26 protein-coding genes are annotated in these 25,115 nt (G+C 39.9%); 4 read left to right on the plus strand and 22 right to left on the minus strand.

What is annotated here, in order from left to right; translation table 11 throughout:
* Window positions 1-110 precede the first annotated feature (110 nt).
* Entirely contained in the window at window positions 111-878 is a 768-nt protein-coding gene (locus tag ACYSNQ_RS04025; protein WP_426081535.1) for a TrmH family RNA methyltransferase, read from the minus strand.
* A 115-nt stretch (window positions 879-993) separates the two neighbouring features.
* On the opposite strand from ACYSNQ_RS04025, the gene ACYSNQ_RS04030 reads away from it, so the two are divergent.
* Both ACYSNQ_RS04030 and yidC read left to right on the plus strand, forming a co-directional pair.
* Window positions 994-1,269, plus strand: a complete 276-nt coding sequence (locus ACYSNQ_RS04030) for an acylphosphatase (protein ID WP_426081536.1) — start codon at window positions 994-996, stop codon at window positions 1,267-1,269.
* Between the two features lie 196 nt (window positions 1,270-1,465).
* The gene (gene yidC, locus ACYSNQ_RS04035) at window positions 1,466-2,401 is read left to right on the plus strand and encodes a membrane protein insertase YidC (protein WP_426081537.1); all 936 of its coding nucleotides are present in this window, start codon (window positions 1,466-1,468) and stop codon (window positions 2,399-2,401) included.
* A gap of 181 nt (window positions 2,402-2,582) precedes the next feature.
* Here the strand turns inward: yidC and ACYSNQ_RS04040 are convergent, their stop codons facing one another.
* From ACYSNQ_RS04040 to recO, 6 genes are all read right to left on the minus strand, one after another.
* Entirely contained in the window at window positions 2,583-3,041 is a 459-nt protein-coding gene (locus ACYSNQ_RS04040) for a GNAT family N-acetyltransferase (protein ID WP_426081538.1), read from the minus strand.
* A gap of 60 nt (window positions 3,042-3,101) precedes the next feature.
* Window positions 3,102-3,668: a GNAT family N-acetyltransferase gene (locus ACYSNQ_RS04045; RefSeq protein ID WP_426081539.1), complete on the minus strand. Its 567-nt coding sequence runs from the start codon at window positions 3,666-3,668 to the stop codon at window positions 3,102-3,104.
* A 534-nt stretch (window positions 3,669-4,202) separates the two neighbouring features.
* Window positions 4,203-6,284, minus strand: coding sequence for a glycine--tRNA ligase subunit beta (glyS, locus tag ACYSNQ_RS04050; protein ID WP_426081540.1), 2,082 nt, complete (start codon window positions 6,282-6,284; stop codon window positions 4,203-4,205).
* Window positions 6,285-6,286: 2 nt separating this feature from the next.
* Window positions 6,287-7,192, minus strand: a complete 906-nt coding sequence (glyQ, locus tag ACYSNQ_RS04055) for a glycine--tRNA ligase subunit alpha (RefSeq protein WP_426081541.1) — start codon at window positions 7,190-7,192, stop codon at window positions 6,287-6,289.
* Between the two features lie 302 nt (window positions 7,193-7,494).
* Entirely contained in the window at window positions 7,495-8,214 is a 720-nt protein-coding gene (locus ACYSNQ_RS04060; protein ID WP_426081542.1) for an AAA family ATPase, read from the minus strand.
* The gene (gene recO, locus ACYSNQ_RS04065) at window positions 8,204-8,983 is read right to left on the minus strand and encodes a DNA repair protein RecO (RefSeq protein WP_426081543.1); all 780 of its coding nucleotides are present in this window, start codon (window positions 8,981-8,983) and stop codon (window positions 8,204-8,206) included. The genes ACYSNQ_RS04060 and recO overlap by 11 nt, the downstream gene beginning before the upstream one ends.
* Before the next feature lie 265 nt (window positions 8,984-9,248).
* On the opposite strand from recO, the gene ACYSNQ_RS04070 reads away from it, so the two are divergent.
* Window positions 9,249-9,614 (plus strand): hypothetical protein, encoded by a 366-nt coding sequence (locus tag ACYSNQ_RS04070; RefSeq protein WP_426081544.1) that lies wholly within the window; start codon window positions 9,249-9,251, stop codon window positions 9,612-9,614.
* A gap of 135 nt (window positions 9,615-9,749) precedes the next feature.
* Here ACYSNQ_RS04070 and era read toward each other — a convergent pair whose 3' ends face one another.
* The 8 genes from era to ACYSNQ_RS04110 form a co-directional block, all read right to left on the minus strand.
* Window positions 9,750-10,652, minus strand: coding sequence for a GTPase Era (gene era / locus ACYSNQ_RS04075; protein ID WP_426081545.1), 903 nt, complete (start codon window positions 10,650-10,652; stop codon window positions 9,750-9,752).
* Between the two features lie 34 nt (window positions 10,653-10,686).
* Entirely contained in the window at window positions 10,687-11,094 is a 408-nt protein-coding gene (locus ACYSNQ_RS04080) for a diacylglycerol kinase family protein (protein ID WP_426081547.1), read from the minus strand.
* Window positions 11,072-11,548, minus strand: a complete 477-nt coding sequence (gene ybeY / locus ACYSNQ_RS04085) for an rRNA maturation RNase YbeY (protein WP_426081548.1) — start codon at window positions 11,546-11,548, stop codon at window positions 11,072-11,074. The genes ACYSNQ_RS04080 and ybeY overlap by 23 nt, the downstream gene beginning before the upstream one ends.
* A complete protein-coding gene (locus tag ACYSNQ_RS04090; RefSeq protein ID WP_426081549.1) occupies window positions 11,548-13,746 on the minus strand; it encodes an HD family phosphohydrolase in 2,199 nt (732 codons plus the stop codon). The genes ybeY and ACYSNQ_RS04090 overlap by 1 nt, the downstream gene beginning before the upstream one ends.
* Window positions 13,747-13,773: 27 nt before the next feature.
* Window positions 13,774-14,700, minus strand: a complete 927-nt coding sequence (locus tag ACYSNQ_RS04095; RefSeq protein WP_426081798.1) for a PhoH family protein — start codon at window positions 14,698-14,700, stop codon at window positions 13,774-13,776.
* Window positions 14,701-15,096: 396 nt separating this feature from the next.
* A complete protein-coding gene (locus tag ACYSNQ_RS04100; RefSeq protein ID WP_426081550.1) occupies window positions 15,097-15,546 on the minus strand; it encodes a GatB/YqeY domain-containing protein in 450 nt (149 codons plus the stop codon).
* 25 nt (window positions 15,547-15,571) lie between these two features.
* Window positions 15,572-15,748, minus strand: coding sequence for a 30S ribosomal protein S21 (gene rpsU / locus ACYSNQ_RS04105; protein ID WP_002356740.1), 177 nt, complete (start codon window positions 15,746-15,748; stop codon window positions 15,572-15,574).
* Between the two features lie 184 nt (window positions 15,749-15,932).
* The gene (locus ACYSNQ_RS04110; protein WP_426081551.1) at window positions 15,933-16,361 is read right to left on the minus strand and encodes a Fur family transcriptional regulator; all 429 of its coding nucleotides are present in this window, start codon (window positions 16,359-16,361) and stop codon (window positions 15,933-15,935) included.
* Window positions 16,362-16,457: 96 nt separating this feature from the next.
* Here ACYSNQ_RS04110 and ACYSNQ_RS04115 point away from each other — a divergent pair, with 96 nt between their 5' ends.
* The gene (locus tag ACYSNQ_RS04115) at window positions 16,458-17,303 is read left to right on the plus strand and encodes a pyruvate, water dikinase regulatory protein (RefSeq protein ID WP_426081552.1); all 846 of its coding nucleotides are present in this window, start codon (window positions 16,458-16,460) and stop codon (window positions 17,301-17,303) included.
* Window positions 17,304-17,501: 198 nt separating this feature from the next.
* On the opposite strand, the gene thrB is transcribed toward ACYSNQ_RS04115, so the two are convergent.
* From thrB to ACYSNQ_RS04150, 7 genes are all read right to left on the minus strand, one after another.
* Window positions 17,502-18,365, minus strand: coding sequence for a homoserine kinase (gene thrB, locus ACYSNQ_RS04120; RefSeq protein WP_426081554.1), 864 nt, complete (start codon window positions 18,363-18,365; stop codon window positions 17,502-17,504).
* Window positions 18,362-19,420, minus strand: coding sequence for a threonine synthase (gene thrC, locus ACYSNQ_RS04125; RefSeq protein WP_426081555.1), 1,059 nt, complete (start codon window positions 19,418-19,420; stop codon window positions 18,362-18,364). Before thrC ends, thrB begins: the two co-directional genes overlap by 4 nt.
* A 4-nt stretch (window positions 19,421-19,424) precedes the next feature.
* Window positions 19,425-20,714, minus strand: a complete 1,290-nt coding sequence (locus ACYSNQ_RS04130) for a homoserine dehydrogenase (protein ID WP_426081557.1) — start codon at window positions 20,712-20,714, stop codon at window positions 19,425-19,427.
* A gap of 419 nt (window positions 20,715-21,133) precedes the next feature.
* Window positions 21,134-21,421, minus strand: a complete 288-nt coding sequence (locus ACYSNQ_RS04135; protein ID WP_426081558.1) for an ArsR/SmtB family transcription factor — start codon at window positions 21,419-21,421, stop codon at window positions 21,134-21,136.
* A 123-nt stretch (window positions 21,422-21,544) separates the two neighbouring features.
* Window positions 21,545-22,321: a pyrroline-5-carboxylate reductase gene (proC, locus tag ACYSNQ_RS04140; protein ID WP_426081559.1), complete on the minus strand. Its 777-nt coding sequence runs from the start codon at window positions 22,319-22,321 to the stop codon at window positions 21,545-21,547.
* 223 nt (window positions 22,322-22,544) lie between these two features.
* Window positions 22,545-24,269 (minus strand): phospho-sugar mutase, encoded by a 1,725-nt coding sequence (locus ACYSNQ_RS04145; protein WP_426081560.1) that lies wholly within the window; start codon window positions 24,267-24,269, stop codon window positions 22,545-22,547.
* A 99-nt stretch (window positions 24,270-24,368) separates the two neighbouring features.
* Entirely contained in the window at window positions 24,369-25,094 is a 726-nt protein-coding gene (locus ACYSNQ_RS04150) for a nitroreductase family protein (protein WP_426081562.1), read from the minus strand.
* Between the last annotated feature and the right edge of the window lie 21 nt (window positions 25,095-25,115).

The following is a 25,115-nucleotide window of genomic DNA, read 5'->3' on the forward strand; positions in this document are numbered from 1 at the left end:
TGATTTCATACTCTTGTATACTTTTATCCCTCTGTTTACTTGGACGTCAAAAAAATCACAATACAAGAAGTCTGCTTTGCCCCATACAGAACAAAGCAGAGACCAGAATTTTATATAGACAGCTGATACATTAATATTCCAGCGGCTACAGCTACATTTAAAGACTCCGCCTGCCCCTTAATAGGAATATAAACATTTTGCGTCGTTTCCATTAACAATTCCTTTGCGACGCCCTGCCCTTCATTTCCCATAATTAACAAAGAGCTCTCAGATGGCTCAAGAATTGAATAGTCTATTGCCTGTTCATTCAGCTCTGTTCCATACACTGGAAGCCCTGCCGCCTTAAACTGCTGCAGATAATGACTGATTTCGCCTCGAACAATCGGCAGATGGAAATGACTTCCCTGCATCGCACGCAAAACCTTTGTACTGTAGATATCGGCCGAACCTTCACCAATAATCACTCCAGCATACCCAGCTGCATCGGCAGTCCGAACCATAGTTCCAACATTTCCAGGGTCCTGTACGTTATCCAGCGCCAGCCAATTCCCTGATTGTTCCAAGGTTTCGATTTCTTTTGGAATAGCCAGTACACCGATAATTCCTTGAGGAGCAGGTAAATCAGAGAGACTTTTCATCACTTCATCACTGACAAAAATCATCTTAGTTTGATCTTGTTCCTCCAGCCATTGTTTCCATTCCTTTAATCCTCTCTGGTCCACAATCACCCATTGGATGTCAACTAGAGATTTTGCTGCTTCTTCAATTAAATGGAAGCCCTCAACCAGATACTGACCATTTTCCTCCCGATGTTTTTTCCTTTGAAGCTTTTTCAGCTTCTTTATAAACTCATTCTTGTTAGACATAATTTCTTTCATGTTTCCACCTCAACAGCATTATATCATTTTTTTTAACACTTATTCAAAACTTGATTGAAACTAAAAAAATCGCTATCATAGTAAATAAGAAAATAAAGGAACGGGGTGCCTATTCATGAGAAAAATTCGTATGAACGTTCAAGGACGAGTACAGGGTGTGGGCTTTCGCTACACAACAAAAATGGTTGCTGATCAGTTAGGTGTTACAGGAACAGTCAGAAATGAAAACGATGGTTCTGTGTCTATTGAAGCAGTAGGCTCGTTGGAACAAATTGAAGCCTTTATTCAAAAGATTAAGGATTCTCCAACACCTTCCGGAAGAGTTACTTATACTGATATTCAAGACGATCCTTTGATTGAAGATTATTCTACTTTTAAAGTAACAAATTAACCAGCTTTACTTAGCAGGCAGCTGACTGAACTGCCATTTTTCTAGACGCTGCGCTGCTTTTATCATGTACCTCCAGTAAGTAATTCTGCTTTTAATTATTCAATAAGTTTCCTCGGCTTTTCGGAATTATTATTGAAAAATGAATGATTTTAAAGTATAGTTAAGTTTGTGCAAATTTTAGTAAAGGAAGAATTATATGAAGAAATACAATAAATGGATACTTAGTTCAGGCTTAATCACCTTAATGCTTTTTCTTTCAGGTTGTGTAAAAACCGGAAGCGATGGTCAACCTACAGGCGACGGAATTGTTTATCAATTTCTTGTTCAGCCGATGAGCAATCTTATTACTTACCTTGTAAACAACTTTAATTGGAATTACGGCTGGGCGATTGTATTTATTACTGTCATCGTTCGAATCATCATTATGCCTTTAGGCTTGAATCAGTCACGTAAAAGTATGATTCAGACTGAAAAAATGCAGGCAATCAAACCACAGATTGATGCGGCACAAGCCAAGATGAAACAGGCTGTAACACGTGAAGAACAGATGCAGGCACAAACAGAACTGAATCAGGTATACAAAGACAACAATATGAGCATGATGGGCGGAATTGGCTGTTTACCTCTGCTGATTCAAATGCCGATATTCTCTGCTTTGTTCTTTGCTGCCAGATATACAGAAGGTATTAGCGAAGCGAACTTCTTCGGCATTAACTTAGGTACGCCGAGTATTGTTTTCGTAATTTTAGCCGGAATCGCTTATTTAATTCAAGGATATATTTCAACAATCGGTATTCCTGAAGAACAGAAAAAGACTATGAAATCTATGCTGATTATCTCGCCATTGATGATTGTCTTCATGTCCTTTAGCTCTCCTGCCGGAGTAGCATTATATTGGGTTGTCGGTGGTATTTTCAGTTGTATCCAAACCTTTATTTCAAATATTCTGCTGAAACCTAGAATTAAGGCTCAAGTAGCAGAAGAACTCAAGAAAAATCCGCCAAAACAGGTAGTCAGTACCGTAAAAGATGTTACTCCTAAAGAAGTATCATTGACTAAAAGCAATGGGCATCAACCTAAGTATTCTTCTAAAGGCGGACGCAACGCCGGAAAACAGCAAAAAAATAAATAAGTAAACAAAAGCTGGTGTATGAGAAATAATCCAATTCTCACTCACCAGCTTTTTAGTAATAAAAAAACCTACACTCTATTATTAGCCAATGTAACGGTGCAAAGGCCTCTACACACGAGCAGCTATTCCCCACTTTGTCCAGGAATTTTTAACAAGGAATCTGAATGTGAAAACAGCCATCCTAATTCAGAGTTTTTCTCATTTTTATCGTTTCTTTTTCATAGCCCAACGATTCATAGAATGCGGCAGCATGAGTATTTCCAGCAAAAACATTTAAACTGATTCCTTCAAATCCCTGCTCCGCTGCCCAGCGCTCCGCTTGAGTCATCAAAGCTTTACCGACACCTTTTCCCTCCATGTCTTCCGTTGTGCAGATTCTTGAAACATAAGCTTGTTTCTCGCCAGTTAGCCAGTCTTCTTCTGCCTTCATCTCAATAAAGCCTGCACGCTGTCCATCTAAAACAGCAATCAAAAGATGAACCTGTTCCGCTTTTTCTAAATCTAAAACCATCCAATCCATCTGCTGCTTTCTAAATCCTGCATGCTCAATGCGCTGAGGAAGAGGAAAATCAGCAAAACGGCCACATAATTGAATAAGCCACTCCCGATCCTGCTCAGCGATATAATTTCTAAATTGCATCTACTCTACCTCAACTCTCTCTGATAAACTAAAAAATATTTGTTCATTAATAATTCTGCTCTACATCTGTTCTAGTAATACTGCTGACAGTTCTTCATGTGACAATAGATGAATAGGTAAAAAAGGTTCTGGTTCAGAATCACCAGTCAAAAGCTTCTTTTCAAACAAGGCAACATCATGCCAGCGGCCGCACTTGTATCCGATACTGTGATAAACACCTATTCGTTGAAAGCCAAATACTTTATGTAGTTTTTCACTTTTTTCATTAGGAACTGTAACAATGCCATAGACTGTCCTAACCCCTTGGCGTTTCAAGATTGCCAGAAGCATTTGATAAAATCGACGTCCCACTCCTCTTACTGCAGATTTCTGGTCAACATAAACTGACAGCTCGGCAGTCCATTGATAAGCTTCTCTTTCTTTATAACGATGTGCATACGCGTACCCAATAATACGGCCATCCTCTTCCCAAACTAAATAGGGATAGTCTTGACTAATTTCCTCAATCCGCTGTGAAAATTCCGTCTCTTTGGGAAGAGCACATTCAAAGGTCACTGCTGTCTCAATATATTGGGCGTAAATTTTTAATAATACCGGACCGTCCTCTACTCCTGCAAAACGTATCATGCTATTCCCCCTCAATTTCCGATAAAATCTAAAAAAAAGATAGGTTTATCATAGCATATTATCAGTCGTTCAGCTGATTATTTTGTTGCTTTTTTTAAATAATATTAGTGTTTCAAAGATATAGTCAGAATAATCTGGAAATATTAATCAGTTGACAAGTGAAAAAATCGAATGCTTCAGCAATGGATGACTCTTTTCCAGAATTTGTACGAATTATTCAACTAATAACCAAGTACGATATTCTTCACTTAAAACGTTTAGCCATCAGGCCTGTTTCTCTCCAACCAATTTTCTCTTGGCTCAGAAAGGAGCGCTTTAGCTGAAACAGGCTGGCGCTTGCTTGACTTCATTTAGGAATGGCCATAATTTTCTACCGACTTGCTTCCGGCTTCACTGCCTATTCTATTTGTCTGAAGCATGATAAACTATCTTATTTTCTTTACAACACTAGTGAAAAAATAGAAAACGCCCTAAAACAGTTTTTTCCACTGCTTTAGAACGTTTTTCCAGATTCCTATTACCCTGTTTTATAGATTATTTAACATTTAATAAATCAAGACTTGCCAGGGAAAGCACCATTTCAGCAATCCGGTTTAATTCGGCAATTCGGTTTGCTTTGATGTCTTCATCCTCTACCATGACCATCGTCTGATCAAAGTAAGCTTCAATCAACGGTTTCAAGCTCACCAAAGCTTGATAGTTTTCCGCCATTGTATTGCCTTTGAAGTTTTCCTCTACTTCATTGACAGCTTGGTGAAGAGCTTTCTCTGTCTCATTTTCAAATAACGCTTTATTGATTTTTACATCTTTCTGACCGAGTTCCTGACTCTTCTTAGCTAAATTCAATACACGAGTCAACGCTTCAATAGAAGGACGGAAATCCTCATCCTTAAGATGTTCACGAATAATCATTGCTGAAGCAAACAGCTTCATCATGTCTTTTTGTTTCGCTGAAATCACCGCGTCGATGATATCATGACGAATATTTTTAGTTAGAAGCAGCTGGCGTAATCGTGCTTTGACAAAATCAACAACTTCCTTTTGACCGCTTGTTAGCTGAATTCCAAAACGTTCTTGATCTGCATTGATTTCCTGATCAATTTCTTCCTGAAGCTCAACTAGCGGAAACTGCCAGCCCTTGTTCTCAATAATTCGAATAATCCCATAAGTCTGACGACGCAGAGCATACGGATCGTTCGAACCGCTAGGAACCATTCCTACTGTAAAGAATGTAAGGACGCTGTCCAGTTTATCAGCAATCGCCAAAACTGAACCAATTGCCGACTCCGGCAGTTCACCCTCACTGGAAATCGGCAGATAATGTTCGCGAATGGCCTGTGCAACTGCTGCTTTTTCACCTTGCAGCAGGGCATATTTTTCACCCATAATTCCCTGTAGCTCGGGAAATTCTCCAACCATATTTGTAACTAAATCAAACTTATAGATTTGTGCTGCCCGATTTAAATCTGTCAGTTCCTCGTTGTTTAAGCCAATTTTTTCTCCAATGATTTTGGCTATCGCTGCTGTACGCTGCATTTTTTCATAGATAGAGCCAATTTTTTCATGGAAGGTTACATTTTTTAGTTTATTTACACATGTATCAATCGATAATTTTTTATCTTCATTATAGAAGAACTCTGCATCTTCCAGACGGGCAATCAAAACCTTCTCATTCCCCTTAACAACATTTTCCAGATGAACATTGTTGCCGTTTCGAACTGCGATAAAATGAGGCAGCAGTAATCCTTTTTCATTGCGGACATCAAAATAGCGCTGATGTTCCTTCATCGATGTGACTAAAACTTCATCAGGAACAGAAAGATATTTTTCGTCAAATCCGCCAACAAATACTGTAGGATATTCCACTAAATTATTCACTTCTTCTAATAAATCACCAGCCAAAGCTACAGTCCACTGATTCTTTTCAGCAATAGCTTCTGCCTGTTCAACAATCATCGCTTCTCTCTTAACAGGATCAGCGATAACAAATTGCTCTAAAAGCTTTTGTTCATATTCATCTGCGTGAGCAAATGTTGCTTCATCCCCAAGGAAGCGATGCCCTCTTGATTTTCTATCTGTTGCTACATCAAGAATCGTAAATGGAATGACCTCTTCATCTAAAAGAGCGACAATCCAATGAATTGGACGAATGTATTCAAACTCATGATCCGCCCAGCGCATTGTCACAGGGAAAGTTAAGCTCAAAATAACATCCTTTAGGCCTTTCAAGACTTCTTTCGATGCTTGCCCATGAACATATTTTGTTACGTAGACATACTCAACACCATTTAATTCTCTAAAGGTAATCGCATCTGTTGTCAGCCCTTGACCTCGAACAAAGCCCTCGGCCGCTTTGGACCAGTTGCCTTCAGCGTCCTGAGCAATTTTCTTTGCAGGTCCTTTGACTTCTTCTTGCGTGTCTTCTTGTCTTTCAGGAATCGCCGTCACATAGATGGCTAAACGTCTAGGCGTAGAAAAAGTCTGAACAGATTCATAACCTAAATTATGTTCATCTAAAAAGTTTACTACTTTCTCTTCCAGCTGTTTCCGGCTTGGTGTCACCACATGAGCCGGCATTTCTTCTAAGCCAATTTCCAATAATAAATTATTCGCCATAATTATTCCGCTCCTTTCTCAGCAGCTGTTTTATTAAGCAGAGGGTAACCCAGTTTCTTTCTTTCTGCTACAAAGATTTTGGCTACTGAGCGGGCCATATTCCGAATCCGTGCCAGATAGCCGGCGCGTTCTGTAACTGATACTGCGCCGCGGGCATCCAGTAGATTGAAGGTATGACTGCATTTTAAGATATAATCATAAGCCGGGTGAACCAAATCCTCATCAATACATCGTTTCGCTTCTTTTTCAAATTTGTCAAAATTAGCTAAAAGCATTTCCTGGTCGCTAATTTCAAAAGAATATTTTGAATGCTCATATTCCGGCTGCTTAAAAATCTCACCGTACTTTACATCTTGTGTCCATTGTAAATCATAAACACTTTCAACCTCCTGAATATAAGAAGCTAATCGTTCTAAACCATAAGTGATTTCCGCTGTTACTGGCTTACACGGCAGCCCGCCTACCTGTTGAAAATACGTGAACTGTGTAATTTCCATACCATTTAACCAAACTTCCCATCCCAGACCAGCACAGCCCATTGATGGATTTTCCCAGTTATCCTCTACAAACCGGATATCATGCTCTAATGGTTCAATTCCTAATAAACGCAGACTATCCAAGTACAGCTCCTGAATGTTTTCCGGAGATGGCTTCATAACCACTTGGAACTGATGATGCTGATACAGGCGGTTGGGGTTCTCCCCATATCGTCCGTCAGCCGGCCGTCTTGAAGGTTCTACATAGGCAGCGTTCCAAGGCTCTGGACCGATTGCACGAAGAAATGTATACGGACTCATTGTTCCGGCACCCTTCTCTGTATCATATGCCTGCATCAGCATACAACCGTTTGATGACCAAAATTTCTGCAATGTCAGAATCATGTCTTGCACAGTTAATTTCTGTTTCATTTTTTCTCCTCCTATTGACTGTCTTTCTCCCCTTCAGAGTATAGGTGGCACAAGTAAAAAAAGTCCCTATGCCTCTAAAGAGACATAGGGACGAAAAGTCATTCGCGGTTCCACCCTACTTCTGATTAAAAATCAGCAGCTTCATTTACTGTACTCAAAAGCGCCCTTCGAAAGGTTCAGCTTCCGGCTTTCACTCTCCCGAAATCGCTTCTTGTCTGAAAATCTTTCTACTCTTCTTTCTCATTGTACATATTCGTTACTATTCATAATAAGCCGTTCAATTTCAGATGTCAAATTATTTTTCATTCGGATAGAAGTTTTTCGAAAAAATACTGCTCTCTTTCAAAAATCATCGACCAATCCTGATAAATTCTCGTTTCCTTCAATTTCTTCTCCTGAATACTGTCGGCTGAAAACTCATATATTTTAGCATTAGGAAAAAACAGCAGTACAGGGGAATGCGTGGCAATAATAAACTGAGAATCGGCACCAATCAAATCCTTCAGCAGTACCATAACCTGCAGCTGGGTACTCAGCGAAAGACCTGTCTCAGGTTCATCAAGCAGGTAAAAGCCTTTGCCGAAAAAACGGTTTGTTAAAAGCTCTACAAACGATTCTCCTCTCGAATAGCTATGAAGATCCCGTTCAAAAACAGACGGTCCAAAAGCATCCGTTTCCTCTATTTCAGTCATTAAATTATAAAAAGATTCTGCCCGGTAGAAATAGAAATCCTTAGGGTAGCTGGGATACCGTACTGGACGACAAGCATCAGCCAGCGAGTAGTTTTCTTCATAAGTGGAGAAGAGCTGATTCCGTGATCCGCCCTCCATATTCATCCCCATCAAACTGGCTATCATCTCAATCACGGTGGATTTCCCTGTCCCATTTTCCCCTACGAAAAAAGTCAGCGGCTGGTCAAAAACAAGGTCATTCAAATCGTTGAGCGCTGATAGATTGAAGGGAAAGTCTTGTTGCTTTGGCTTTTTATAAACAACTTTTTTTAGATAATTGCTAGTCTCCATTTCGCTGCTCCTTCAAGGTGTTCTCCCAGCTTTTCATCTGATCAATAAATTTTTTACTTTTCAAATGGATTCCCACATACTCGTCATAAAGCTCATCAATAATCTTTCTGATTTCTAGCTTTATTTCCGGCTTAACCTCTATTTTATTCAATTTATCATAGGAAACAGCTGAAAAGAGACGAATAAAGTGAATGGCTCTTGAATCCCCATGATAACGATAGGCATCCATGTGCCAATGAGCTTCACATAGTACACCATTGTATTTAGAGGAATAGTCAAACTTGCCTTTTGTCTGACCGCACACCCGGCAGCTCATCCAGTCAATGGAAATACCAAATCGATGAAGCAGCTGAATTTCATATATATTTGTAATGATTTCCGGATCTTTCCCTTCATTAATCAGCTGTAGTGCCTGTAGCGTAAAAGAGTATAAGCTAGGATCATAGATGCGGTCTTCAATTGCTGTGTCTGCAAGATTAAGAATATAGGTTGCATAAGCATTGAGGAAAATATCCTGCTGAATCGCCAGAAACGGTGTCACTTCTTTACTGCTGTTGATAAAAGATAGTCCTTCTTCTCTAAAATCACCGATGTAAACAGCTTGAGTAAACGGCATAATTGCAGGAGTTAAAGGATTATTTTTACGATGAGCCCCTTTGATAAAAAACATTTGCTTGCCAAAGGATTCTGTAAAAATCTTTACCAGCTTATCCTTTTCTTTATAATCTCTGGCAAATAAAACCAGTCCTTTGCTTTCACCTAAAGCCATTTTCTCACCTGCCTCCTCACTTTATCTATTTTATTTAGAAATCCTATATGCTAAATAGCCCTTTTTTCATGATGAAGACAAAATTATTTTTTTAAGCCTCTATCACTAACTAAATTCATATACATTTTAGCAAAAACTACTATAAAAGAACAGTTACGCATTTACATTCATTTCAGAACCCCGTATACTTTATTAGTCGCTCTATCCATCATGTCTCTACACAGAGCAAACTGAATAGACGATAAATCATTAAGGAGCTGTTTAAATGAAAATAAATATACAAAGAAATACAGGGATTGTTGGAATGGGAACTAAGATTACCTTGAAATCCAACGGAAAATTAGTTACACATTTAAAGAATAATCAACAATATCAAATCGAAAACAACGAGGAGCCCGTTCAGTTAACTGCAAATCAATGGTATTTAGGCAGTACACCCGTCACTGTTCAAGCTGGTCAGACAGTAGAAATTGTTACCAATCCCACAGCACTACTGCTTTTCTTTATCTCTATTGTAACAGTCTTTTTAGGCAGCCTGATTACTCCTGTTTTCAGTGTAGTAGGATTGCTTCTTCTTATAGGAACTATGATTTTTTCATTAAAAAACTGGTTCCGTCTAAATGTAAACTAATTAAACAAGCTAACTGAATCAGTCAGCGAATAAAGCAGCAGCCGTACGCCTTTTTGGCTCCTACAGCTACTGCTTTATTTTACATATACTTTTGTTGTATACTTACTATCCTCTAGTGAAGCTCAACAGCCGGCTTTAATAATCCTCTTCCCGATAACCGAAGTCCTGAAGATAGATTTTTTTATCTCGCCAGTCTTTCTGAACCTTTACCCAAAGCTCTAAGTACACCTTATCATCAAGTAAATGTTCTATGTCACGGCGCGCCTTTGTCCCAATCTGTTTCAGCATCTTTCCACCTTTACCGATGATGATCCCTTTTTGGCTATCCCGTTCAACGATGATTGTTGCTTGAATATGAACCTTATCATTTTCATCCCGTTTCATTGAATCCACAACAACAGCTACGGAATGAGGAATCTCGTCTCTTGTAAGAAGAAGAACCTTCTCACGAACCAGCTCAGAAACAATGAAGTATTCCGGGTGATCCGTGATTTGATCATCTGGGAAATACTGCGGTCCTTTCGGCATCCGTTCAACCAGAATTTCCATCAGACGTTCCGTATTATTTCCTTCTGTTGCAGAAATAGGAACGACCTCGGCAAATTCCATCTGGCTAGAATAATCTTCAATAATTGCCAACAAATCATTAGGATGAACCTTGTCAATCTTATTAATCACCAGAAAAACAGGCGTATTTTGTTGCTTCAGACGATCGATAATAAAATCGTCGCCTTTTCCCCGCTTTTGATCGGCACTAATCATAAAGAGAACAGCATCTACTTCTCTTAATGCGCTATACGCAGTTTCCACCATGAAATCGCCTAATCGATGCTTCGGTTTGTGAATCCCCGGGGTATCAATGAAAATCAATTGAGCCTCTGGTGTGGTGTATACTCCCTGAATCTTATTTCTAGTTGTTTGAGCCTTATCACTCATAATAGCAATTTTTTGTCCGACAATTCGATTAAGCAAGGTAGATTTCCCAACATTAGGGCGACCTACGATTGCTACAAAGCCAGATTTGTGTGTTTCAGTCATTCGTTCTCTCCTTCTATCTGTTCAGTGTCAGTGATTATAAAAAATGGATAAGCAGCTGCCATAGCTTTGGCAGAAAAATGATTGCTCCTACAAGTAAAGAGAAGCACGCTGTTAATAGAACCGCACCTGCCGCCATATCTTTGATTTTTTTTCCAATAGGATGAAAATGATAGTCCGTACACATATCAACGACATTTTCAAATGCAGTATTGATAATTTCAACAAGCAATACCAGAAAAATTGTTAATAGCAAAAAAAGCCATTCCATCGCTTTTAACTGGAAAACAAAACCAGCAATCACTGCTACTCCTCCCATCACTACATGGGTGCGCATATTCCGTTCTTCTTTGAACACTGTACGAATTCCCTGAACAGCAAATTCCAGTGAACTGATAAAATGTTTATTTTTTTCGGTTTGTTTATCTTTTAAGGCCATAAGCATCCAATATCTCTTTCTGTAAGCCGAACATCTCTCTTTCATCTTCATCCGTCATATGATCATAGCCATTTAAATGAAGAAAGCCATGAACCGCTAGAAAACCAAGCTCACGTTCAAACGTGTGTCCATACTCTTCCGCCTGCTCAGCTGTACGTTCAATCGAAATCATCAAATCGCCCAAATTGCGCGGCAGCTCCATTTCCTCATCTTCAAAAATGATTGGAATTTCTCCGTCGCCTTCCTCTTCCATCGCAAAGCTAATGACATCCGTCGCCATATCTTTGCCCCGGTAATCTCTATTGATTACACGAATACCTTCGTTATCCATGAAGGTGACAGACAGCTCCGCATCCTCGGGAATATTCAGAAAATCTGCTGCAAACTGCAGCAGATTTTCTACTTCCCTCAAATGATCAGAAGAGACTTTTTCAGTTTCATCAATAAACGTAATGTCCATTAAACATCTCTCTTTTCTTGTTCATCTTTCATTCTCTCTGCTTCGTCCTTCATTTTTGGATATTTAATCCTTGAGTGGAAGGTACTGCACAGACCATTTACTAAAGATTTTTCAACCATTCGAATTTCTTTCATTGTCAGACCGCATTCATCCAGTTGCCCGTCAGCAATACGTTCTTGAATAACAGAATGTACAAACTCTTTGATTTTTTCATTCGTCGGATTGCTCATTGCCCGCACTGCTGCTTCACAAGTATCAGCGATGTTCACAATACCAGCCTCTCTCGTCTGAGGCTTTGGACCAGGATAACGGAAATCTTCTTCCAGTGTATCCGGGTTCCGTTCCTTTTCCTTCATATAGAAAAACTTCATTAACGTCTTTCCATGATGCTGGCGGCAAATATCGATGACCATCTGCGGCATATTGTATTCCTCTAAGATTTTTGCTCCATCAATAACATGGCCAAAAATAATTTGTTTACTATCTTCCGGCAGTAAAAAGTTGTGTGGATTTTCAGCACCTGACGGCAGATTCTCCACAAAGAAATTAGCATGCTTGATTTTTCCAATATCGTGATAGTAACAAGCCACTCGTGTTAACAACGAACGCCCGCCGATTTCAGCTACAGCATTGGCACTCAAACTTGCAACCATCATGCTATGGTGATAGGTTCCAGGTGCTTCCTCCAAAAGCTGCTTCAAAAGCGGATGATTAGGGTTGCTCAGTTCATTCAGCACAATCATACTGTCATCCGTCACAATTAATTCAATATACGGATGCAGCCCCATTGTTAGTAGAAAGGCCAGCAGTTTTCCGGCAAAAGCCGAAATAAGCAGAGTCCAGGTTTTTCCGTCAACAAAGGACATCCCCTGATAGATAGTTAAAATAAGATCCATCCCTACTGGAAAAGCCACAACCCAAACCATTGCTGTCCAGCCCTGCCGGCTGATTCGTTTTCGATTCACTACAGCTGCCAGCAATCCTGAAAATAAATAGGATACTAGAATAATAGTTAAGATATTCGTTCCAATGGAATCATAAAACACAAACAGTGCAAAGACTACCTGAAAGACTCCAGATAAAATACCAGCACGCCGGTTAACAAAATAACTAAGTACCAATGGTACAAACGCAGCTGGGAAAAACAGTGGAATATACAAAAGCTGTTCACTTTGGAAAATCTGGAAGAATTTCATCACCAGAATACTCAAGGACATTGCGCTCACATAAAATAGAACAAAGGAGCGACGTGTCTGCTCTAAGGTTATTTGCTTCGTAAAGAACAGCAGTACAGCTATCTGAAAGAGAATGGTCAGTCCCAGAGCAACAATCGGAAAAATAGACGGATTCTGATTCGTCATTCCCAGCAGCTCCAGCTTTTCGATGGCTTTTGCATCAATCTGTGTTCCTTCACGAACAATGATTTCACCTTGATAAATCATTACAGGCTGAATCGCTTCACGCGCTGTTTTTTTCAGCTCTTCGGTTTTCTTTTCATTTGTAAATTCGTTAGCAACAATACCAGCGTTCACAACGTAGCGAATCTCCTGCTGCATTAGAGAACTTACATCCAGAAATTGAATTTTATTGATTGCTTTCTGGCGAATCTCAGCTAATTCACTCTCGCGGACATGGTCCTCCATAGTATCATCAATCAGCTTCAGACTTTCGGTTTCAACGGTCGCAATCTGTTCATCCGTCAAATTGAATATATTTTGATAAAACACATTAGGAAATGACTGAAACATTGTTATTTCTTCTTGTGTCAATTTTTCAAAAGTTGCCTTTAAAGCTGCAACCCGTTCCTCATTTGTTGGCTGAGGGATCGTTTCATCTTTTTTAGCTGATGTTTTTTTATTTTCATAGTCCTTATCGATTTTAGCGTTTATTGAATTAACAAGTTCAAAGAGCTTTTCTACCCGTTCATGCTGAATTCCAGCAGTATCTTCCTGATAAATATACTCAGGTGTAACCGCCTCTTCAGCAAGCTTTTTCTTCTGCTCCGTCTCATATGTATTTTCAATATTTTTATTTGCTCTAATTGTCGTTTCAGCTAATTGTCCTTCTTTAATTTCAACTTTCTTTTCATGAACGCTGCTAAACATTATGACGAATATAAGTAATGAAAAAACAACCAGCAACACTGGAATAAACGCTTTTCCCAGTTTATCACGTATTTGTAGCAACCATATTTTCAACTAATTATCCCTCCTTTTCCAGAAGTGCTAAGAGTCTTTCTTTTGTTCTTCATATGCTTGAATGATTTCCGCCACGATTGGATGACGAACTACATCCCCAGCTTCAAAGTGGATAAATGCAATTTTCTTGATAGGTCTCAGTGTTCGTTCAGCGTGAACTAACCCGCTGACAACTCCTTTAGGCAAGTCAATCTGACTTGTATCACCATTCACAATCATCTTGGATTGATAACCAAGACGTGTTAAAAACATTTTCATCTGAGCGACAGTTGTATTCTGAGCCTCATCTAAAATGACAAAAGCATCATCCAATGTACGCCCGCGCATATAAGCCAACGGAGCAATTTCGATGACACCGCGCTCCATCAGCCGGTTGGTATGTTCTACACCGAAAATTTGATACAACGCATCATAAACCGGTCGTAGATAAGGATCAACCTTTTCTTTTAAATCACCTGGCAGAAAACCAAGATTTTCTCCTGCTTCTACCGCCGGACGTGTCAAAATAATCTTTTGAACCTGTCCCTTTTTTAAGGCTGCGATGGCCATCACTACTGCCAGATATGTTTTCCCTGTTCCGGCAGGACCTATACCAAATACAACATCATGATTCTTCACTGCATCAATATAACGTTTTTGACCAGTATTTTTTATACGGATTGAACGCCCTTGGTGGTCTTTAAGAATCTCTTCTTCATACATGGCGATAAACGAATCCAGCTGCTGGCTCCTAGCCATCTTTAAAGCAGTCACAACATCAGGTGTCCCAATCTTGATTCCTCTCTTGATTAGCTCCTGTAACGCCCGAAAGACAGACTCTACAATATGAACATTTTCTTCTAAGCCAATAATCTGAATGGTTTCTCCTCTAGTATTGATGACAACTGCACCATTCTCTTCAAGAAACTTCAAATGCTTGTCATGCGTACCAAAAAGCATACTTGCATCATCCATATCCGTTAATTTTATTTCTAAAGATGTTGCCTGATTTTCGTTTTCCGTCAAAAAATTTCCAGCTCCTTTTTTTCGTACATTCCCTACAATAATACCATATTCTTCCTCTTTAAAAAAGAAGCACTCATAATGGATTAAAAACTTTATCATTCTCTTTTAACGTTTGTTTAGAACTGTCACAGCTTAACCACATTCAAAACAGTAAACCTCGCCAGCTACCTCAGTCTTGACGATTATACTGCGCAACAGGAACCAAAAGCAACTAAATTGAGTTACAGAAACAAATGCCTATGTCCTTCTGTTTTTAAATGGCGGATATCCTCTTTTAAAAATCCCTATAGGACAACGAATAAAGAGACTGGGGATTCTAAAATCCCCAGTCTCTTTAGTTCTTGATCAGTTCTTTTGTAGTGAGTCTTTGACAATTGCATTTACCAACCCGCCATCGGCTTTGCCTCTGACTTGCGGCATTACCAGTCCCATAACTTTCCCAAACTCTGCTTGGGAGGTGGCACCAGTTTTATCGATTGCTGTCTGAACAATCTTGCGGATTTCGTCCTCAGAAAGCTGTTCAGGCAGATATTTCTCAACGATTGCCATTTCAATCTTTGCTTTTTCTGCAAGATCTTCTCGTCCCGCTTTTTCAAACTCTACCAAAGAGTCTCTTCTCTGTTTCATCTCTCGAGACAAAACAGCCAACTCTTCTCCTCCGTCCAAATCACGGCCTACTTTGATCTGCTCATTCTGAATGGCGGCTTTCAACAAGCGAAGAACACCTAAAGCACTTTTATCTTTAGCTCTCATCGCTGTTTTAATATCGTCATTCAACGTTGTCAATAATGACATACAACCAGCTCCACTTCATCAGAAACTAGAATTTTTTACGTTTTCTAGCAGCTTCTGATTTTTTCTTACGTTTTACGCTTGGTTTTTCGTAGAATTCACGTTTACGAGATTCTTGTAGAGTACCCGCTTTCGAAACGGAACGTTTGAAGCGACGAAGAGCGTCATCCAGAGATTCGTTTTTACGAACGACAGTTTTTGACATTGTAATTCCCTCCCTCCGAGCTTAAAAAGTAACCGTTTTTCTTATTTATAAATGTATTTCTTATAAATAAAATACTGTCCTTTTTACATTATATCTAATGCAGATTTTATCGTCAACCTCTCCAACGAAAATTGACAAAAATATTTTGACAATTCAATAATTTTAGACAAATTTTTCTGAAAAATTATTGGCAGTTTTCACATCTTCCTAAAATTTCAAAGCGATGTCCTTCAATACTGCAGCCATTTAGTTGTTCCTCAAAAAAGGTCATTGGGCACATATGGATTTCTTTGGTCTTGCCACATACCACACAGATAAAATGATGGTGATGCTCCATATCATGACTACAGTGGAAACGAAACTTCTTTTCTCCATTTAAGTCTGTTGTCTCCAGCAGCGCCATATCTTCAAAATCGTGAAGATTCCGATAAATCGTATCATAACTGATGCCTTTGTATTCATTGTTCATGAACTCGTAAACTTCTTTAGCAGAGATATAGCGATTGCGTTTAATGAGATAGGCAATGATCGCTTCTCTCTTTTTAGTATATTTTAATCCATGAGTTTTCATGATTTCAAGTGCTTCTGCTACTTGGGACTTCGTCTGCGCCATTTTTTATGCTCCTTCTCAAATCAAAATTATTACGAACTAACTCTTGGCTTGTATGGTATAATAAAGTCATTAAAAAATCAAGAAAGGTCGTTTTTAATGGAAAATAATGACAAAAAAACAGTCACAATATTTGTAATCTCTGATTCTGCCGGTGAAACTGCGTCAAAGCTCGCAGCGGCGATTATGGCACAATTTCCAACCGTAGATTTTTCTTTATACAGAAAAACATTTGTTAAAGAAGAGGAAAAACTAAAAGCAGCACTGGAAGATGCCAAAAATGAAAATGCAATGATTCTTCATACGATTATTAGTAAAGATTTGGTTAAAATCGCACATGAATTTTTTGAAGAGAATGCTCTTTACCATTTTGATATTCTAACTTCTCCAATTGAAGAAATTGAACGTTTCACTGGTATTCAGCGTAGCGGTGAAGCCGGAGCTTTGCATCATTTGAATGAAAATTATTTCAACCGTATTGAAGCGATGGAGTTCGCTGTAAAATATGATGATGGAAAAGATCCCCGAGGCTTCCTAGAGGCTGACGTTGTTCTCCTTGGTGTTTCCCGTACGTCAAAAACACCGTTAAGCTTATTCTTGGCTAATAAAAATCTGAAGGTAGCGAATCTGCCGTTAATTCCGGAAGCACATCTGCCAAACGAGCTTTGGGAAATTGATCCGAAAAAAGTTGTTGGTTTAACTAATGATCCAGATATCTTAAACGGTATCCGTAAAGAACGGATGCGTGCTTATGGTCTGCCTGCCGACACGTCTTATTCTGATATTGAAAAAATTCGCAAAGAATTGGAGTATGCAGCAGATTTATATAAAAAATTAGGTTGTGTAACGATTAACGTTGCTTCTCTTTCAATTGAAGAAACTGCTGCGATGATTCTAAGCGCTCTTCATCTTGAAGATCACAGCTACTTCACTACAGAAGATTAACTAAAAAAAAGAACGGATTAGATGCTTTTGCATGTTTAATTCCGTTCTTTTTATTTTTAGTGAAGTGAGTGGGACATAACTAAATATCCAAACTTTGCCTCATTTAGAATCCGAATCAACAGCGAGATACTAAAAACCCCTAAGTTAGATTTTCGGCTCTAACTTAGGGACGCACTTCATATTGAGTTATGTGCCATGTTAAAACACCTGAACCCCTTCCTGATCAACGGAAAGCAAATGAATCGAAGCGTCTTCTGAAAGCTTTTCAAGCTCTGAAATCATCGCATTCGTCTTTTCTTCCTGTGTCAGGACAAGAACAGTTGGACCAGCTCCACTGAGAAACGCACCGTATACACCGACTTTATGTGCTAGTTCGCGAATATTTGTCAAATGCGGAACAAGATGGCTGCGGTGAGATTCGTGCCAGCGGTCTTTCTCCATCATTACCCCGGCCAAAGGCAAATTGCCGTTCAGAATAGCGGCGATCATCACATTGGCAATCGCACTTGCCTGAACCGCCTGCTGATAAGGCATCATTTCAGGCAGCACACTTCTACTTTCTTGCGTTAGAAGTTCGTGATTAGGCACGTAAGCTATCACATCACACATTGGAAAATGGTGTTTCACATGGCGAACCTCTCCATCAACATAACTGGCCACTACAAAATCACCACAAATTGCCGGTGCTACATTATCTGGATGTCCTTCCATTTCAGTTGCAATCTGTACTTTATCTTTTTGAGACAGATGCATATTCCCTAATCGGTTTGCCAGTTCAATTCCCGCTACAATTACACTAGAGCTGCTGCCCAGTCCTCTTGCCAAAGGGATATCTGAAGTCATTTTTAGTTTTTTTGGTGACAGTTTCGGATTAACCTTCAGCGCCGTCTGAATTAGCAGATTTTTCTTATCTTTAGGTATATCTTCTCCTAAAGAATGATCAATCTCCCAAGCTTCAGCGTCCTTGATGATTTCAATGTACAGGTACTGAGATAAAGCAATCCCGCAGGAATCAAACCCTGGACCTAAATTAGCGCTGGTAGCCGGAACTCTTATTTTCATAAATTAGCCACTCCGTTGCGCAGATGCAGACGCATCTCTTCTAAATCACTCATTTTTGAAATCGAAACATCAACAGCCGTCATCGCTGTATCCGGATCTTTCAAGCCATTTCCTGTGAAGACAGCTACGACTGTTTCTCCTTGCTTGATTTTTCCTGATTTCACATGCTGAATCACCCCAGCAAGTGAAGCAGCAGAACCAGGTTCAATAAACACGCCGTCCTGCGCTGCCACTTTACGATAAGCATTTAAAATCTCTTCATCCGTAACACTGTCGATGTAGCCTTTAGACTCATCTCTAGCAGCTTCTGCCAGTTTCCAGCTAGCCGGATTTCCAATTCTGATTGCTGTTGCAATTGTTTCCGGCTGTTCAATCACTTCACCTTTAACAATTGCTGCTGCTCCTTCAGCTTCAAATCCGTGCATCCGCGGCAATAATGTCCCCTGTACATCATGCCATTCTTTAAAACCTTTCCAATAAGCAGAAATATTGCCGGCATTTCCTACTGGAATCGCCAGAACATCTGGTGACTTACCTAGCTGCTCACAAACTTCAAAGGCAGCCGTTTTTTGTCCTTCCAAACGGTAAGGATTTACTGAGTTTACTAAAGCAACTGCTTCCGTTTCGGCAATATCTCTCACAGCTTTTAAAGCTTCATCAAAGTTTCCTGGAATTGAAATAATATCTGCACCATAGATAATCGCCTGAGCCAGTTTCCCCATCGCAATCTTTCCATCAGGGATAATGACGTAAGCCTTGATGCCTGCTCGGGTAGCATACGCCGCAGCCGCAGCACTTGTATTACCTGTTGAGGCACAGATAATTGCTTTGGCGCCGTCTTCAACTGCTTTAGCGACAGCCATAACCATTCCGCGGTCTTTAAAAGATCCCGTCGGATTCAATCCTTCGTATTTTCCATACAAGGTAATGCCCAATTCCTTTGACAAGCTGTGTAGCGGAATCAAAGGTGTATTGCCCTCTGCTAAAGACAGCATCGGTGTCTTTTCTGTGATGGGCAGATATTCCTGATATTTTTTTAATAGTCCTTCATACATAAAATTATCCCTCCAAAACTTTCAGCGTATTCAATAATTTAAACCCAGCTATTTTCTCAATTCCAGCAGTAACCTGCTGCATCTGTGCTTTACTAATTGTATGAGTAATCGTTGCAAACTTCGCTCTTTCCCCATCCGATTTCTGCTGCAGCAGCTGGTCAAAACTCACATTGGCTTCTGCCATCAGCTGTGTTAACAATAGAATTTGACCAGGCTTGTCCGGTACTTCAATAGAAAAATAATATTTTCCAAATATATTCGCCGCATCAGTCAGTTTTGTCTCATGCTGGTAGGAATTGAACATATGACCGGTTGTTCCTAAACGCATGTTTTTAGCAATAGTAATAATATCACTGACTACGCTAGTCGCTGTCGGCTTGGCTCCAGCACCAGGGCCATAGTACATCGACTCACCCACACCTGCACTGTAGATAAATACCGCATTGAACTCGTCTCTGATAGAAGCAAGCGGGTGAGCAGCCGCTACCAGCATAGGCGCTACCTCAGCTGCAATACCGCCGTTGCTTTTTTCAGAGGAGCCAATCAGCTTAATCTCATAACCAAGATGAGAGGCCATCGCTACATCATCTGACGAAATGCCGCGAATTCCTCTTGTATCTATTTGATCGAGGCTAATGTTCATACCGAAGGCAAACTGGCTAAGAATAACCATTTTGTACGCTGCATCAATCCCGTCAACATCATTTGTCGGATCAGATTCTGCAAATCCCAGCTCCTGTGCTTCTTTTAACGCTGCATCATACGTCTTTTTCTCTGAAACCATCTTTGTCAGCATATAGTTAGTCGTTCCATTTACGATACCAAGAACTTTTTGAATATCGTCTGCTGCAAGACTATTAGCGATTGTTCGTAAAATTGGGATACCGCCCGCTACACTAGCTTCATAATAAAGGTCACAGTGATTTTTTTGAGCTAAGGCAACTAGTTCGCTGCCATGTTGTGCTAACAAATCCTTATTAGCTGTTACAACATGCTTGCCGTTTTCCAATGCTTTGGTAATAAATGTCTTTGCCGGCTCAACCTTGCCAATCAGTTCCACTACGATTTTAATTTCTTCATCGTTGATAATTTCATCTATCGATGTCGTTAAGTCAATATCAAACCGCTCAGATTGATACTGTTTTTCTGCTTCATCACGTACTAAGGCTTTACTGACAACAATCTCCATTCCGGTTACTTGGGAGATTTTTTCACTGTGCTCCTGCAGGATTGTCGGAACACCTGAACCAACTGTTCCCAAACCTAATAAGCCAATCTTCAATTTTTCCTTCATTGTGCTTCCCCCAACTAATTTTTTTATAGATGATACTAGAACCTATCAAAAAATACCAAGTGCCATTACTACTACAGCTATAGCAGAATCAGCTGTTCTTAAGAAGTAAAAGCACCACTCTTTCAGCTCCAGTGTACGAATGTATTGATGGTCTCGTTATTTTGAAAGAATATCGCTTTTAGTGAAATCACTGAGATTATCTTTCAAATACGTTATAAAATGAGAAAAATTTCATTTCATTCTCATAAAACATGTCTCTAGTATACCTAACCGTAAAACAAAAAACTAGCCTTTTCTTTTAATTTCTCACTAAATTAAAAGAAAAAGCTAGTATGAGATTATTGTATTGATGCCCTCTTAAATACCAGTTTCCTGCCATGATAAACATCGGCTATTGTCAGAAAACTGCAAATGAAGAACTAACGATGGCTAATATGTTCAAAGGTCTGGTTCAAAATATCAATCACATGATTATCATCTAGAGAATAATAGATTGTTTTTCCTTCACGTCTTGATTTAACGACGCGATTTTGTTTCAGTAGTTTTAGCTGATGAGAGACTGCTGACTGTTCCATAGCCAGTTCCCCTGCCAAAGCAGTGACATTCAGCTCCCCTTTTTTCAATACAAGAAGTATGCGAAGTCTTGTTGAATCGCTAAGAACCTTATACAGCTGACTGACTTCTTGGATTTCTTCCGTTAATTCCATATACCTCAACTCTTTCTATGGTTCTGATAAATCTATCAGATATAATTATTTTTCTACAGCACCATTAGTTGAGGATAAAGTTTTCTTCAAACTAATAGTCGTTTCAAATCCGCAGTTTTATCCTTAACTGTTTGCCTGCTTCACAGCGTCGATTAGTGCGTAGCGAAACCCGTTTTTCTCTAAAGCAGCTACTCCCTTAATTGTACTTCCGCCGGGAGAAGTAACGCCATCTTTTAACTCACCAGGATGTTTCCCGGTTTCAATGGCCAAACGAGCCGAACCTAAAACCATTTGTTCGACAATTTCATAGGCAAGTGCTCTGGGCAAACCTTCCATTACGCCGGCATCTCCTAAAGCTTCCATAAATATGTCCACAAACGCCGGACTACAGCCGGCAACTGTTCCTACTGTTGCTAACAGATGTTCTGGAACCTCTGTTACTTTGCCAAGGCTTTCCAGCAGTTCCTTTGCTGTTTCTTTTTCTGCTTCTGGAAGGTTGCTGCCGTAGACCACTCCAATCATGCCTTCATTTACGCTGACAGGTGTATTAGGTATCGCATGTACTACATATTTTTCTGACCCAAGAGCTTCCTGCGCCTGCGCAACAGTGTGACCTGCTGCAACAGAAATTACAAGACAGTCCTTTCCTAAAAAAGGAGATAGCTCCTTCAAAATAGACAAAACAATATTTGCACCAGTCGCAATAAAGACAACCTTGCATTCTTGAAATGCTGCATAGTCATCAGCAAGTTGAAATCCCAGCTTACGTTGCAGCTTTTCTGCTGTGCCGCTGGATCCTCCTTTTACATAAAGATGATTCGGTGCGACAGCTTCTGCTTTCAGCAGTCCTTCAATCATTGCACCGCCCATATGTCCTGCTCCAATAAATCCAATATTCATCCCGATTACTCCCTTCATAAAATATCGCCTATATAAATCTCACAAAAATTTAGCTGTTGTCTTATTCTCTATGCTGCAGCTTTTAATTGGCTAGACTGTACTAAAAAATAAAAGCTGACAATTTCTTGTGCACTCAAGTCATTTTACAGTATTCGTATAGAAAAGAAAAGCTGGGACAACCGTCTAAACGCCTGCCCCGCCACTTTACTTTTCTAATGATTTATTATTCAGTAATCTTGTTGATGGCTTGTTCAAAGGCAGTCAGCTTATTGTCCGATTCTTCCTGTGTTTCAGCCACTGTAGCCACATAAAACTTAATTTTCGGTTCAGTTCCTGAAGGACGAATAGCAATCCAACTGCCGTCTGCTAAATGATACTTCAGCACATCGGAAGGAGGTGTAGTCAGTGCTTCCACCTGACCATCAGCCGTACGGCTGGTCAATGCTTTAAAGTCTTCTGTTTTACTTACAGCAATTCCGGCAAATTCACTTGGTGCTTCTTTGCGGAATTTCGCCATCAGCTCTTTAATTTTTTGACTTCCTTCGATTCCGCTAAGTGTAACCGAAATCGTTTTTTCTTTGAAGTAGCCATATTCAGCGAAAATATCCTGAAGTCCATCGTATAAAGTTTTACCTTGTTTCTTATAATAAGCAGCTACTTCTGCAAGCAGAACCAGTGCTTGAATTGCATCCTTATCACGAACGAATGATTTCACCAGATAGCCGTAGCTTTCTTCAAAACCGAACATAAATGTTTGAGAATGATCCTGTTCATATTGCTCAATTTTTTCAGCAATAAATTTGAAGCCAGTCAATACATTAACCATTTTAGTCTGATACTTTTCTGCAATTGCTGTTGCCATTTCACTGGAAACAATCGATTTCAAAACAACCGCATTTTCAGGCAGCTTTCCAGCCTGTTTGTGCGCTTCTAAAATATACTGAATCATGATGGCACCTAATTGATTTCCAGTTAATACCTCATATGAACCGTTTGGCAATCTAACGGCTGCTCCTAAACGGTCAGCGTCGGGATCAGTCGCAATCAGCAAATCGGCATTTTCTTTTTCTCCCAAACGAATTGCGTATTCAAACGCTGAATGTTCCTCTGGATTAGGTGATTTCACTGTGGTAAAGTCCGGGTCAGCAACAGATTGTTCCGGCACTAGCATAAACTGCTTGAAACCAGCCTGCGTCAAAGCCTTTTCTCCCAGCATTTTGCCGGTACCATGAAGGGGCGTATAAATAAGCTTCAAGTCGCCGCCCATTTCATCAATCAGATTTTGATTAATTGTTACAGCTTTCATTTCTTTCAAATAAGCTGTATCTACTTCTTCACCGATAATAGTAATTAAGTCACTTGTTTTTGCAGCTTCTTCACTTAACACTTCTACTTTTAACGGATTCTCTACCTCACGTACATAAGCAGTCAAAGCATCTGCATCAGCTGGCGGCATTTGCCCGCCATCTTCGCCATAAACCTTATAGCCATTGTACGCAGCCGGATTATGAGAAGCAGTAATCATGATTCCTGCAAAAGCTTTAAAATATCTAACAGCAAAGGAAAGCTCCGGCGTTGGGCGTAAGCTCTCAAATACATAGGCAGGAATGCCATGCTGAGCTAATGTTTTTGCAGCCTCCATGGCAAACTCAGGAGACATATGTCGAGAATCGTAGGCGATAGCAACTCCTCTTTTTTTCGTTTCCAGATTCTGGGCATCCATAAATCTAGCTAACCCTTCTGTCGCCTGACGTATAGTAAAAATATTCATGCGGTTGATTCCAGCTCCAATGATTCCTCTCATCCCTGCTGTTCCAAACTCCAATGGTGCATAAAATGCATCTTCACATGTTTCCGGATTGTGTTTCAATTCTGCTAATTCATTTTTTAAGACTTCCGGTAAATTTTCCTCACTTACCCACTGTTCATAGACTTGCTCCCAAGACATGAATAAACACCTCTTTTGACTTTGTTTTTGACTCTCTAATAGTATAGCATTCCTCAAAGGCTTAAGAAAGTAATCCGTGAAAAAACATCTGGGACTTTCTTATTTCAGTAAACGACTTATCCGTAGTACCTGGTCACTAATTAATGCCGGTTCAGCAGCAAAATAATCAGCGAACTTTTGACTCCATTTTTTCGTTTCTCTTGCTTCGCCAAATTTTTCCATAATTTGATCATATTCTTCAATTACCAAATAACTATAAGGTAAAAATTTTTCATAATGAACAACAGCTTCTTCGGGAAGACGAGGCTTCACCGTCATTTCTACTATTGGCTTGCCAATACTTAGTCCAAACAAAGGAAACATTCCCTCAGGAAGCCCCAGCAGTTCACTGATTTCCCGACTGTGTCTTCTAATGCTGCCGACAACCACTGAGCCCAAACCTAAACTATCTGCAGCAATAACGGCATTTTCCATCGCAAGTGCGGCATCAGTTGTCGCAATCAAGACCGGCTCCACACTTTCCCCAGTATGATTTTCTACTCCATACTCCTCGCTTACCTGTCGTGTTCGAGCTAAATCACCAGTAAAAATTAGAAAAACTGAGCTATCAAGCATATGAGGATTGCCCGGATTCCATTCTACCAGCTGTCTCCTTGTTTCAAGATCCCGAATGACAAAAATACTGTAAAACTGACCATTCATCCAGCTCGGTGCCTGTCTGGCTGCATCTACTATTAACTGCAGCTCCTCTTCCGGCAATTCGTAGTTCTCATCAAAATTGCGGTGAGTCCTTCGATTTTTTAACAGTTTAATTGTTTCATTCATCTACTACCACTCCCTTCATTT

This window comes from Enterococcus sp. LJL51 (assembly GCF_054871795.1).